The sequence below is a fragment of the Azospirillum sp. HJ39 genome (genome assembly GCF_041507355.1).
Lineage (GTDB): Bacteria > Pseudomonadota > Alphaproteobacteria > Azospirillales > Azospirillaceae > Azospirillum > Azospirillum thiophilum.
In genome coordinates this window covers 1,261,973-1,274,938 of sequence record NZ_CP167911.1, presented here as the reverse complement: position 1 = coordinate 1,274,938, position 12,966 = coordinate 1,261,973, and the positions used below count along the sequence as shown (strand labels likewise).

The 12,966-nt window shown below is 69.4% G+C and carries 11 protein-coding genes; 4 read left to right on the top strand and 7 right to left on the bottom strand.

Translation table 11 applies throughout. The annotated features are described in order from the left end of the window. Positions 1–3 precede the first annotated feature (3 nt). The 3 genes from ABMY26_RS19305 to ndk form a co-directional block, all read right to left on the bottom strand. Positions 4–2,682, bottom strand: a complete 2,679-nt coding sequence (locus ABMY26_RS19305; protein WP_372398790.1) for a response regulator — start codon at positions 2,680–2,682, stop codon at positions 4–6. Positions 2,683–2,902: 220 nt separating this feature from the next. Beyond that, positions 2,903–3,415, bottom strand: a complete 513-nt coding sequence (locus ABMY26_RS19300; protein WP_372398789.1) for a hypothetical protein — start codon at positions 3,413–3,415, stop codon at positions 2,903–2,905. A 158-nt stretch (positions 3,416–3,573) separates the two neighbouring features. After that, complete coding sequence (gene ndk / locus ABMY26_RS19295; protein ID WP_045580342.1) at positions 3,574–3,996, bottom strand: nucleoside-diphosphate kinase; 423 nt, start codon at positions 3,994–3,996, stop codon at positions 3,574–3,576. A gap of 288 nt (positions 3,997–4,284) precedes the next feature. Here ndk and ABMY26_RS19290 point away from each other — a divergent pair, with 288 nt between their 5' ends. From ABMY26_RS19290 to ABMY26_RS19280, 3 genes are read left to right on the top strand one after another with little or no spacing between them, the layout of a single operon-like run. Beyond that, positions 4,285–6,195 (top strand): ABC-F family ATP-binding cassette domain-containing protein, encoded by a 1,911-nt coding sequence (locus ABMY26_RS19290; RefSeq protein ID WP_372399037.1) that lies wholly within the window; start codon positions 4,285–4,287, stop codon positions 6,193–6,195. Next, positions 6,192–6,881, top strand: a complete 690-nt coding sequence (locus ABMY26_RS19285) for an exopolysaccharide biosynthesis protein (protein WP_372398788.1) — start codon at positions 6,192–6,194, stop codon at positions 6,879–6,881. The genes ABMY26_RS19290 and ABMY26_RS19285 overlap by 4 nt, the downstream gene beginning before the upstream one ends. A 39-nt stretch (positions 6,882–6,920) precedes the next feature. Further along, the gene (locus tag ABMY26_RS19280) at positions 6,921–7,532 is read left to right on the top strand and encodes a class I SAM-dependent methyltransferase (protein ID WP_372398787.1); all 612 of its coding nucleotides are present in this window, start codon (positions 6,921–6,923) and stop codon (positions 7,530–7,532) included. A gap of 130 nt (positions 7,533–7,662) precedes the next feature. Here ABMY26_RS19280 and ABMY26_RS19275 read toward each other — a convergent pair whose 3' ends face one another. From ABMY26_RS19275 to ABMY26_RS19260, 4 genes are read right to left on the bottom strand one after another with little or no spacing between them, the layout of a single operon-like run. Beyond that, entirely contained in the window at positions 7,663–9,195 is a 1,533-nt protein-coding gene (locus ABMY26_RS19275) for a PepSY-associated TM helix domain-containing protein (RefSeq protein WP_372398786.1), read from the bottom strand. A gap of 9 nt (positions 9,196–9,204) precedes the next feature. After that, a complete protein-coding gene (locus ABMY26_RS19270) occupies positions 9,205–9,477 on the bottom strand; it encodes a hypothetical protein (protein WP_372398785.1) in 273 nt (90 codons plus the stop codon). Further along, positions 9,474–9,683: a hypothetical protein gene (locus ABMY26_RS19265; RefSeq protein WP_372398784.1), complete on the bottom strand. Its 210-nt coding sequence runs from the start codon at positions 9,681–9,683 to the stop codon at positions 9,474–9,476. Before ABMY26_RS19265 ends, ABMY26_RS19270 begins: the two co-directional genes overlap by 4 nt. After that, a complete protein-coding gene (locus ABMY26_RS19260) occupies positions 9,673–11,883 on the bottom strand; it encodes a TonB-dependent receptor (protein WP_372398783.1) in 2,211 nt (736 codons plus the stop codon). The genes ABMY26_RS19265 and ABMY26_RS19260 overlap by 11 nt, the downstream gene beginning before the upstream one ends. 652 nt (positions 11,884–12,535) lie before the next feature. Here ABMY26_RS19260 and ABMY26_RS19255 point away from each other — a divergent pair. Next, positions 12,536–12,928, top strand: coding sequence for a VOC family protein (locus ABMY26_RS19255; protein ID WP_372398782.1), 393 nt, complete (start codon positions 12,536–12,538; stop codon positions 12,926–12,928). Positions 12,929–12,966 lie beyond the last annotated feature (38 nt).

The following is a 12,966-nucleotide window of genomic DNA, read 5'->3' as shown; positions in this document are numbered from 1 at the left end:
GGCTCACACGGCCAGAAGGTCGCGCAACGCCTGGAGCAGCCGTTCCGGCGCAACCGGCTTCATCACGATCTGCCGGCCGGCCTGCGCCGTCAGCCCGGCCGCCGTCTCCTTGGAGGCGTAGCCGGTCAGGAACAGGATGGGCAGCAGCGGGTTGCGCCCCTCCAGCGCGCGGGCAAGCTCCGGCCCGTTCATCCGCGGCATCGAGACGTCGCTGACCACCGCGTCGAACAGGCCGCCGGCCCCGTCGTAACGCTCCAGCGCCTCCAGCCCGTCGGCGGCCTCGGTCACGGTGCAGCCGGCCTCCTCCAGGGCAAGGCGCAGGTAGCGGCGCACCGAGTCCTCGTCGTCGACCAGCAGGATCGCCGCCCCCTCGCCCTCGGCGACCTGGAGCAGGTCGCGCCCCGGGGACGCCGCCGGCGCCGCCGGGGGATCGGCGGCGGGCAGGTACACCGCGAAGGTGGCGCCGCGGCCCTCCTCCCCTTCAAGCTCGACCGCGCCGCCGGCCTGCTGGGCGGTGCCGTAGACCATCCACAGCCCAAGCCCGGTGCCCTTGCCCGGCTCCTTGGTGGTGAAGAAGGGCTCCCAGATGCGGTCGCGGATCGCCGCCGGCACCCCGCCGCCCTGGTCGCTCACCCGGATCGCCACATAGCGGCCGGGCGTCAGGTCGCGATGGCGGGCGAAGAAGGCGGCGTCGGGCCGCTCAACCGCCAGCGAAATGGTCAGGGTACCGCCGTCCGGCATGGCGTCGCGGCCGTTCAGCGCCAGGTTCAGCAGCGCCTGGCTCAGGGTCACCGGGTTGACCAGCGCATGGGCGGTCTCGTCGCCGGCCAGGATCGCCACGTCGATCCCGGCGCTGAGCAGCGGCTTCAGGAACACGCGCAGGTCGCGCACCAGCGGGGCGACCGCCACCAGCTCGCGCTCGTCCGCGACGCGGCGGTGCGAGAAGTCGAGCAGCTGCCCGGTCAGCGCCGCGGCCCGTTCCGACGCCTTGGCGATCTCCTGCACGCAGGTCAGCACGCGGACGGGATCGGCCGGGTTGCGTTCCGCCAGACGGGCGAATCCGCCGATGGCGGTCAGCATGTTGTTGAATTCATGGGCAATGCCGCCCGCCATCCGCCCGACCGCCTCCATCTTCTGGGCCCGCTGCAACTCGCCCTCGACCCGGCGGCGGTCGGTGATGTCGTTCAGCACCAGCAGCACGGCCGGCTCGCCACGATACAGGGCGGGGGTGGCGCCGACCTCCAGCCGGCGGCGCTCGCCGGACGGGCGCAGCGCGGTGCATTCCAGCCGCCGTCCGCTGTCCGCCGCGGCACCGTCGGCAACCCTGTCGTCGATGCCGGCGGCAAGCGTCGCCTCCAGCGCGCCGCCCTCCTCCAGGAAGCCGGCCAGCGGCAGCCCTTCCAGCGCGTCGGCGGCGATGCCGAGAATCGCGGCGGCGGCGCCGTTGGCGAAACGGATGGCGGCGCGGTCCCAGATGACGATGCCGTAGGGCGCCAGCTCCACCAACTGCCGGTAGCGCAGCTCGCTTTCCTGCAGGGCGGTGACGGTCTGCTTCAGCCGGGCGGTCTGGCCGGCCAGTTCCTCCTCCCGCGTCTTCAGCTCGGTGATGTCCATCAGGATCTTCACCACGCCGCCGGTGCCGGTGGCATGCTCGCTGATGCGGTACCAGCGGCCGTCGGACAGCCGGCCGTCGACCGGGGCGGAATGCTGGAGATGGCGGGTCAGCCGCTGTTCGACCCAGGCACCGATGTCGCCCTCGCCCTCGAAGCCGCCGCGTTCGGCCGCCGCGCGCAGGATCTCGGAAAAGCTGCGGCCGGGGGTCAGCATGTCGGCGATGGTCGGATAGGCGCGGCGATACTGCTCGTTGCAGATCAGCAGCCGGCCGTCGGCGCTGAACAGGACGAAGCCCTCGGACACGCTGTCGATGGCGTCATGCACCACCGCCTGCATGAAGCGCGCCTCCACCAGGGCCAGCGTCTCGGCGGTGGCGTCGACGCCGCAGCCGCGATAGCCGCGGAACCGCCCGTCGGCCCCGTGGACCGGCACCGCGCTGAGCCGCAGCACCAGATCGCGGCCATCCACCCCCTCGAAACTGACCTCGAGCTCATGGAAGGGCCGGCCGGCCTCGATATCGGCACGATATTCGGCCCAGGTCGCCGCATCGTCGACCAGCGTGCCCAGGTCGAACAGCGACAAGCCGAACACCGTGCGCGGATCGCAGCCGAGCATCGCCGTCAGCCGGTCGGACAGGTAGAGGTAACGATGGTCCGGGCCGGTTTCCCAGAACCACCCGGGAGACGCGGCGGTGAAGTCGCGGGCGCGGGCGCGCATCAGCGCCAGCTCGTCCCGGGCCTGACGCAGGGCGGCGTCCGACCGGGCCAGCGCCGCGGCGGCGCTGGCGGCGGCAGTGGCGGCAGTGGCGGCAGTGGCGGCAGTGGCGTCGGCAGCGGTGGCGGCGCGCCTCGCGCCCCACAGGGACAGCCCGCCGGCCGCGGCCAGGGACCCTGCGACCGGCCAGCCGGCTTGCCCGGTGGCGGAGAGCGCGAGCAGCAGGCCGATGGCGGTCAGGCCGCCCAGCAGACCGGGAAACGAGGCGGAAAGATGGGGGGGCAGGCGCCGCCGGTGCACGGCCCCGCCGGAACCCGCAGTGCGGACAGGCTCGTTGGCGTCTGCAACGTCCACGGGACCTCCATCCGGCCGGAAGGGCAATGATCCGACGAAGTTCCGTCGAACCGACTCCGTCTTAGAAGGTCAGGCGTTAACAGCAAGTTTCGACGCTAACACTCCCTACCCCTATTCGACCGATTTTCTGCAACCATTTTCCGCAGTGCGGCACTGGACTTGCCAGCCACGCAAGTTCTCCGATGGTTGGACAGTGATACCGGCCGAACGGCGACAGCGCTCAGCCGCCGATGTCGATGTCGAACTCACCGTCGTCTTCCGGCGCGCGGCCCAACAGCAGGTCGGCGGCGTCGAGGGTCAGCGCCTCGATCTCCTCGTGGCGGTCCTCGTCGGGCAGGCGCAGGGCGTGCATCACCTGGGTCGCCAGCTGGATCAGCATGGCGCGGACGCAATCGTCCTCCGGATAGTCCAGCGCCACCACGTCCTTCAGGAAGGCGCCGAGCTGCTCGGGGCTGTTCCAGGGATGGGCGATCACGGTGTCGAAGCCGCTGGTGCCGAGGAAGACGGCGTTCAGCGCGATGGCCTGCCGGTTGATGCCGTCCACCGCCTCGTCCTGGTCGAGCCGGCCCTGCAATGCCTCGTTGAAGGCCTCCAGGCTGAGCTCGACGAACTGATGGACCAGCAGCCGCACGACCGATTCGTCGCCGAGGTCGTTGCGCGCCTGCGGCTGGGTCAGCACCGGCAGCGGTTGCAGCAGCGCCGCGATGATCGGCTTTGCGGATTGGGATTCCATCGCGGGCAACTCCTGTCGAAAGGCGGCCCCGGCGGTCGCGGGGCGAAGGGTCCATGGCGGGCGATAGTGCCAGAGCCGGAGGCAAAACGCAAAAAAGGCCGCCTCCCGGGGGAAGCGGCCCTTTCGGCAGGTCCGGCGCGATGCCGGACCTTGGGGGATCAGCCCACCAGCTCGGTGCCGGCGAAGAAGAAGGCGATCTCCTGCGCGGCGGTCTCGGCGGCGTCCGAACCATGGACCGAGTTGGCCTCGATCGACTCGGCGAACTCCTTGCGGATGGTGCCCTCGGCGGCGTTGGCCGGGTTGGTGGCGCCCATGATCTCGCGGTTGCGGGCGATGGCGTTCTCGCCTTCCAGGACCTGCAGGACCACCGGGCCGGAGATCATGAAGGAAACCAGGTCGCCGAAGAACGGACGCTCGCGATGGACGCCGTAGAACTGCTCGGCCTGGGCCTTCGACAGCTGGACGCGCTTCTGGGCGACGATCCGCAGGCCGCCGTCCTCGAACTTGGCGTTGATCTTGCCGGTCAGGTTGCGGCGGGTGGCATCGGGCTTGATGATCGAGAGGGTCCGTTCGACGGCCATGCTGGTGACTCCTGCGGGATTGAGGCTTTTCGCCGATTGAAAAACGCTGAGGCGCCGCCGGAAGACCGGGGCGCCGGATGGGCGGCTTTATAGAGGCGCATTCGCGGCGCGGCAAGGCGTTCGTTGAGAGGGCGGCGGCGGGCCGGCCCGCGCCGCGGGCAACGGGCGTGTCCGGGCCGTGTCCGGGCGCGGGGATGTCAAGGAGGCGGGCCGGACATGGGTCAATCGCGTGTCATCGCCCCCGCCCCGCTTCAAATCGGCACGCCCGCGTGCTACATCCTCGCCGCTATGCTGCACATCAATGACCTGACCTTCCGCTTCGGCGGCCGAGTGTTGTTCGACCATGCGACGGCCGTCGTGTCCAAGGGGCACCGGGTGGCGCTGGTCGGGCGCAACGGCACCGGCAAATCGACCCTGCTGAAGCTGATCTCGGGCCAGCTCCAGACCGATGCCGGCGCCGTCACGCTGCCGGCCGGCATGCGCATGGGCATGGTGGCGCAGGAGGCCCCCAGCGGCCCGACCACGCTGATCGACGCCGTGCTGGCCGCCGATACCGAGCGCACCGCCCTGCTGGCCGAGGCCGAGACGGCGACCGACCCGATGCGCATCGGCGAGATCCATGCCCGCCTCGCCGACATCGAGGCGCATTCCGCCCCGTCGCGCGCGGCGCAGGTGCTGTCCGGCCTGGGCTTCGATGCCGAGGCGCAGACCCGGCCCTGCTCGGACTTCTCCGGCGGCTGGCGGATGCGCGTGGCGCTGGCCGGCGTGCTGTTCTCCCGCCCCGACCTGCTGCTGCTCGACGAGCCGACCAACCACCTGGATCTGGAAGCCACCATCTGGCTGGAAGGCTATCTGAAGAACTACCCGCACACCATCCTGCTGGTCAGCCACGACCGCGAGCTGCTGAACGCGGTGCCGACCACCACGATCCACATCGACCAGGGCAAGCTCGTCACCTACAGCGGCAACTACGACCAGTTCCTGACCCAGCGCCGCGCCAACCAGGAACGGCTCGCCTCGATGGCCGCCAAGCAGGAGGCGCGGCGCAAGCACATGATGTCCTACGTCGACCGCTTCCGCTTCAAGGCCAGCAAGGCCCGGCAGGCCCAGAGCCGCCTGAAGCTGCTGGAGCGGATGGTGTCGGTCACGCTGATGGAGGACGATCCCGAGGTCGTCTTCAACTTCCCCCCGCCCGACGAGCTGGCGCCGCCGCTGATCGCGCTGGAGGGGGTCAGCATCGGCTATGGCGACAAGGTGATCCTGCGGCGGGTGAACCTGCGCATCGACATGGAGGACCGCATCGGCCTGCTGGGCGCCAACGGCAACGGCAAGTCGACGCTGGTCAAGCTGCTGGCCAACCGGCTGGCCCCGATGGCCGGCGAGATGCACCGCCCGTCCAAGCTGCGCATCGGCTATTTCGCCCAGCACCAGTCGGAGGAGCTGGACCTGTCGCTGACGCCGATCCAGCAGACCCAGCGCATCATGCCGCTGGCGCTGGAGGAGAAGGTGCGCGCCCATCTCGGCCGCTTCGGCTTCCCGCAGGCCAAGGCGGAAACCAAGATCGCCAACCTGTCGGGCGGCGAGAAGGCGCGTCTGCTGCTGGCGCTGATGAGCCGGGAAGTCCCGCACATCCTGATGCTGGACGAGCCGACCAACCATCTGGACATCGACAGCCGCGAGGCGTTGATCGAGGCGATCAACGATTTCCCCGGCGCGGTGATCATCATCAGCCACGACCCGCACCTGATCGAGATGACGGTGGACCGGCTGCTGCTGGTCGCCGACGGCACGGTACAGGCCTATGACGGCGACCTGGAGGATTACCGGCGCTACCTGCTCGACCGCGCCAAGGCGGATCGGGCGGCGGCGAAGAGCGCGGCCGGCGGCGGCACCGCCGAGCGCGATGCCGGCCCCAACAAGAAGGACCAGCGCCGCGCCGCGGCGGAGGCGCGCACCGCGCTCGCCCCGCTGAAGCGCAAGGCGACCGACGCCGAGGCGCTGGTGACCAGGCTGAGCGGGGAGAAGCGCAAGATCGAGACGAAGATGTCCGATCCGGCGCTCTACACCGGCCCGGCCGAGACGCTGACCAAGCTGCAGATCGAACTCGGCACGGTGGAGAAGAAGCTGGCAACCGCGGAGGAAACCTGGCTGGAGGCGCTCGAAGCCTACGAGAGCGCCGCCGCGGAGGCCGGCGTTTGAACGCCCGCCGGCATCTGGACGACAGCGGCGGCGAGACGCTGGAGAGCGTCATCGCCCTTCCCGTCCCCTGCGAGGCGGTGGAGGAGGAGCGCACCTCCGACGTGCTGGCGCGGTTCCGCGCCAACCTGCCGGCCGGGCGGGTCACGCTGGGCGACCTGATCCAGGCGCTGGGCGACCGGTCGCTCGGCACCATCCTGCTGGCGCTGTCTCTGCCGACCATCGCCCCGGTTCCGCTCGGCGTGTCCTGCCTGTTCGACCTGCCGATCATGCTCTACACCGCCCAGCTCGCCTTCGGCCGGCGCGGGGCAGGACTGCCCGACTGGCTGATGCGCCGGTCGATCGGCAGCCGCATGGCGGCGCGCACGCTGGATACCGCCATGCCGCGGCTGGTGTGGATCGAGCGGATGCTGAAGCCGCGCGTCCACCGGCTGGCCCGCATCGACGAGGAACGCTGGTTCGGGCTGCTGCTGTTCATCCTGACGCTGACCTGCATCGTCCCGCTGCCGCTGACCGGCTGGCTGCCGGGCTTCGCCCTGGTGCTGATCTCGCTGGGACTGATCGAGCGCGACGGCGGCGCCATCGGCGTCGGGCTGGGGCTGACCGCGGCGGCGCTGGTGTTCCTGACGCTGGTCGCCAGCAGCCTGTCATACGCAGGTCATCAACTTCTGGCAGCAACCTTGCTGTAGGACGGCCGGCGAGCCGTCCCGACCCGCAGGGAGGCTGCCTTGACCGAGATCCAGACCAAGACCCAGACCGGAACCGCGCCCGCCCCGTTCGCCGAATCCTGGCTGTTCTTCCGCCGCTGGCTGGCCGACCCGTGGGCGATGGGGTCGGTCGCGCCGTCCTCCCGCCCGCTGCGCCGCCGCATCACCCGCGAGATCCGCTGCGAGGCTGACGAGGCGGTGGTGGAGTTCGGCGGCGGCACCGGCCCGATCACCGCCGCCATCCTGGAGTCCGGCATCCCGGCCGGCCGGCTCTACAGCTTCGAGATCGACCGCGACCTTGCCGGCCATCTGCGCCGGCGCTGCCCCGGCGTCGCCGTCATCGCCGACGATTGCCGCAAGGCGCCCGAGCTGCTGGGCGAGGCACTGTGCGGCAAGGTCGGCACCGTCGTCATCGGCATCCCGATGATCACCTTTCCGCTCGCCTTCCAGCGCGAGGTGCTGGACGCCACCTTCCGCATCCTGCGGCCGGGCGGGCGTTTCCTGCTCTATAGCTTCATGCCGCACTCGCCGCTCGACCGGACGGCGCTGGGGCTGCGCGGCGAGCGGCTGGGCTTCACCCTGCGCAACCTGCCGCCGGCCTCGGTGTGGGGCTACCGGCGGGCCGAAGGGTGACAGCGACCTTGGGGCCGGTCCTGATGGCGGTCGCGGCGATCGGTTCGACGACGGCGAGGCGGCTGGTCGGCGATCGGGCACGCTGCGTCATCGGCGTGGTATCAGGGGCGTGGTATCAGGGGCGGAGGCGTCATGCCGCTTCCTCCCGTGAAACGGCGCGTTCCTGCCGCTGCCGCGAGAGGGCCACGGCGGTCAGCCAGCCGGCCGTCAGCAGAGCGGTTGCATCCACCACCATCACCGCCGTCACCCCCAACCAGGGAGCCGCCGGATGCAGCGCCAGCCGCAGCAGCGGCAGCCCGGCATAGGCAAGGGCGAGAACGAGCAGCGCCACCCGCTCCACCACCGGCCGGCTGCGGTCCAGCCAGGGCAGCAGATAGAACAGGACGGCGGCCCCAGACGCGGCGAGCACCACGCCGCCATGGGTCGCTCCGGTCATCAGGTTGTCGGCAAGCAGCAGAAGCGGCACAAGCAGATACAGCGCGTTGTTGGCGTAGAACAGCCGACGGGACAGGGTGAGCCGGTCCTGCGGACGCCTTTCATCCTTCGCACTCCGCAGCCACAGCAGCTTCATGCCGGAATCCACGATCCACAGACAGAGCACGCCGAGCAGGCAATAGACCAGCACGGTGCCGGCACCGCCGAAGCGGGCATAGTGCAAGGGCCGCAACGCGCTTTCCACCACGCCACCCCAGCCGCCGCCCTGGCCACCGTCGCGGGAGTCGCGCACCGTAGCGATGGTGGCGTCGGCGAGGCTGCAATAGGCGCGCAGGCTGCCGGCACCCTCCCCGGCCCAGGTGAGCCGGCCGCGGGGAATGCCCTCGACCATCAGCCGGTCGCCCTGACGCTGCAGGCGTCCGATGCGGCTGTCGGGGAAGCGCCCGGCGAAACGGTCGAGACAAAGCGACAGGCTGTCCGGCACAACGGCGGTCACGCTGCGGCCGGGAACCATGGCCTCGTCGCCATCGTCGCTCAACAGGGCGCGGGCGGCCTTCGGGCTTCCACCCGCCTGGAGCACCGCGTCGAGCGGCTGACTCGCCACCTTCAGCCCGAGGATCCCGCCGCTCAGCCCCATCAGGAACAGATAGGGGATCAGCCAGAAGCCGAACCGCTTGTGCGCGTCGCTGAGGTCGATCAGACGGGACCGGCGGCGCCAGCTCCAGGCCTCGACGATCACCTTGCCATGGATGAACAGGCCGGTGCCGACCAGCAGGACGATCAGGATGCCGGCCAGCCCCATCAGGAAGCGCCCGTAGGGCTTGGGCAGCAGCAGGTCGGTGTGGATGCGGCGGAACAGGGAATCCGTCAGCACGCTGTTCCACTGCGCCATGACGTCGACCGCCGGGTTGACGATCAGGTTCGTCAGGGGCGCCCCCTCGCCGAAGCGGCCCGAGAAGATGAAGAAATCCCGCAGCGGCGTCGGCGCCATCATCGTCCAGTCAAGACCGACCGCATGGCGCGACGCCACCGCCCGCAGCGCCTCGACGGCGGTCGGGAGCGGCCGCCCGGCGGCCTCCGCCAGACCGGGCATCATCCAGGGGCGCACGAAGTCGGCGTAGAAGGCCAGCAGCCCGGTCCACAGCGACCAGGAGATCAGCAGGCAGAACACCAGGCTGATCAGGCGGTGGATCGACAGCAGGCGGGCGGAGGTCGACTGGCTTGGCATGAACCGTCCCTAAAGGCTGTTTCCCGTCTGGCGATTTCCCGGCTGCCCATTTCCCGACTGGCCGTTTCCTGGCCGGACCGGCCGCGGACCGGCAACCCAGAGCATGGCGAACCAGAGGCAGGTCCAGACCACCGGCCCGGCCACCATCACGATGTGGACTCGGTCGACCCCGCCCACGCCGGCCAGCGCGCACAGGCCGGAAACCGCCGCCAGCGACAGCGGCAGCCCGGCCAACAGGCTGGCGAGCGAGATCAGGAACACGCGGAAGGCCTGCCTGGTCATCGCCGCCGCTCCGGCCTGGGTGGTTCGCGCAGATGGGCGGTCAGCAGGCTGCCGGTCAGCCCCGTCTCCATCACCGCCAGCAGCAGGCCGGCCTCGCCGCCCAGGCTGGCCACCGCCAGGGCGAGCAGGACGGCCTGGAGCGCCCAGAAGACGCCCCACAGCCGCCGGCGGTCGCGCCGGTCGAGCGGATGCCGCCTAGAAATCAAGGCTGATGCCGCCATAGACGGTCCGCGGCGCGCCGACCGACACGCGGTAGGTGCCGCCCGACGCGGTCAGGTACGACTTGTCGGTCAGGTTCTTGACGCCGAGATCCAGGCGGATCTTCTTCTCGCCGACCGGGATGTAGTACCAGGCGCCGGCATCGATCAGCGTGTAGCTGCCCAGCTCGAACGTGTGCTGGGCATCGCCGTAGCGGTTGCCGACCAGGGTCGCGCCGGCACCGAAGCCGAGGCCGACCAGCGGGCTCGACGGATCCTTGACCTCGTAGCTCGACCACAGGCTGGCATTGTGGGTCGGCACGTTGGTCGGACGGTTGCCGTCGATGCTGCGGTCGGCGCTCTCCAGCTCGGCATCGACATAGCCGACGGCGGCGCGGATGTTCCAGCCCTCCGCCGGGTTGCCGACCACCGACAGCTCGGCGCCGCGGGATTTCTGCCCGCCGGTCAGCACGGCGACGCCGTTGACCGATTCGACCACGTTGCTCTGCTTGATGTCGAACAGCGATGCGGTCATGAACAGCCGCTCGCCCATCAGGTTGATCTTGGAGCCGACCTCGTACTGGCGTCCCTTCTCGGCCGGGAAGACCTGGGTGTCGCCATTGTAGAAATTGTGTGGCTGGAAGGTGTCGGCATAGTTGGCGAAGAAGGAAACCTCCTCGAACGCCTTCCACATCACGCCCGCGGTCTTGGTCAGGTTGCGGTCGACCGGGTAGGAGCCGACCGTGGTGCCGCGGCCCAGCAGGTTCTCGACGCGGGCGCTGCCCTTGGAAAGCTCGTAGCGGGCGCCCAGCGTCAGGGTCACCGTCGGCAGCAGGCTGATGTCGGCCTGGATGAAGGGGCCGAAGTCGGTCTGCTCGACCCGGCGCGCCGTCCTCGCGGTCGGCCGGGCGCTGTTGTCGGTCAGCTGCCAGCTCGCCGGGTTGGACACGGTCCCGCCGACCTGGTCGGCGCCGACATAGTTGATCCAGCTTTCCTTCTGGGTGCGGTACTCGATGCCGGTCGCGAGCTTGACCGGCAGCAGCGCCTCGAACTCACCCTTGGTCTGCAGCCGGCCGAAGACGGTGTCGAGGTTGCGGTCGTCGTTGCCCTCGACCCGGCGGACCAGCAGTCCGTTCGATCGGATGCTGCGCACCTCGGTGTGGATTTCGTCGGTGCGCTCGTGGTTGTAGAACAGCTTGCCTTCCAACGTCCATTTGTCGGAATGCAGCGGGATCGAGATGTCGGCCTCGGCCTGATGGTAGGTCGAATCGCGCTTGGTAAAGTTGGCGTCGTAGCGGGTCGAGCGCGAGACGTCGGCGACGCTGCGCAGGCTGCCGCCGGCCGGGTAGGTGATGAAGCCGCGGTCGAGCGGCCGCTTGTCCTTGCTGAACTCGTATCCCACCGTCACGCTGGCGCCGCTCGACCCGACCCAGCTCATGGTCGGGGCGAAGAACTGGCGCTGGACCAGGGTGTCGTCGCGGAAGCTGTTGCTGGATTCGGCGCTGCCGACGATGCGGTAGGCGAAATTCTCCGACAGCGGGCCGGTGCTGTCGAACATGGTCTGCCGCTCGCCATGGGAGTCGACATTGACCTCCAGATGGTTGCGCGCTTTCCAGCCCGGCTTCTTGGTGGTGATGTTCACCAGCCCGCCCGGCGTCATCTGGCCGATGTCGGACACCGGCCCCTTGATGATCTGGATGCTCTCGATGGTGCTGGGATCGATGCGGCTGTTGCTCTTCAGGCGGACGCCGTTGCGGTAGACGTCGTCGCGGCGGCGGAAGCCGCGGATGATGTAGTCCTCGCGCGTGCCGCCATAGCCGTCATTGTTCACGACGTTGGGGAAGTAGCGGTAGACCTCCTCCATTTCCCGGGCATGCTGGTCCTGCAGCAACTGCTCGGGAACCACGTCGATCGTGCGGGGGATCTCGGTGATGTCGCTGCTCAACCGGCCGCCGACGTCTGTCTGACGGCTGTCGTAGCGGGCCTGCGGCGTACCGCCGACCATCAGGGTGTCGAGGACCACCGGCGCCTCGCCGTCGGCCTGGGCGGTGCCCGCCTTGGACGGTGCCGCCGTCGCCCCTGCGGTCTGGGCCGCGGCATCGCCGGCCAGCGCGACCGGTCCGGTCAGCGCAATCGCCCACAGCAGCACGGCATGCGATGCGCCGCCCTTCAGCCCGCCCCACACGGAACCGGCTTCCGATGGTTGCATACGCCCCTTCACACTCCACGTCATCTTAACGCCCCCCATAGGCACACGGCATCGGTTGCACAATTTAAATGCGATTCAGAATTAATCGCGTTACAGGCGACTGAATCCCCCACAGATCCGGTGGCCGGCATGTCCATACCGGCCCTTGTCGTCCCTTTTCATTGAACGGCGTCGAGTATGTCGCGCCGGCTCAGCGTCCGCATATCGGTCCAGGCGCGCCCGATATGGGCAAGACGGTCGAGCTTGCCACCCTCGATCCCCCCTGCCCGCCATCCGACGGAAAGCGGTTCATAGGCCGGCCGGATCAAGCGTCGCTCTTCATCATTGATGACACCCGGCAAACGCTGGTCGGCATCAGCCCCATGCCATTCCACACATCCGCAGCGGGATTGGTGTGCGAACGCGGTATACGACGGTTGACCCGCAACATACTCGGGCACGCCTGAATTACAATATTGAAAATGATTCGCAGTCTCATAATCAACTGCGCAACGCAATCAAAAATTGGATGTATTTGCCACATCATCCACCGGCCCGCCTTCGGCGGCATGGGCCGCCGCCGCGCCGGTCGTCGCGGATACCGGCGGTCATCATCAATGACCGCTGGTATAAGGTCGCCCCGCCCCGTCACCCAAACCCTTCGGGAGGTCCCATGAAGTTCGGCTACACCATTCTCTATGTCCCCGACGTCGGCGCATCGCTCGCCTTCTTCGAGACGGCGTTCGGCCTGACCCGCCGCGTCCTCGCCGAGACCGGCGATTACGGCGAGCTGGACACCGGTGCCACCGCGCTGGCTTTCGCCAGCCAGGATCTCGCTTTGTCGCATTACCCGGCCGGCTATGTGTTCGCCAGCGCCAGCGACAGGCCGCTGGGCGTCGAGATCGCCCTGGTCACCGCCGACGTCGAGGCCGCGCACGCCACCGCGCTGGCCGCCGGCGCCACCGAACTGGCGCCGCCGAAGGCCATGCCCTGGGGTCAGACGGTGTCCTTCCTCCGCTGCCCCGACGGCACATTGGTCGAGCTGTGCACGCCGGTCGGCGGCTGACACGATCCTGGCAACCGGGCGGTTGCCCGGCGCCGGCC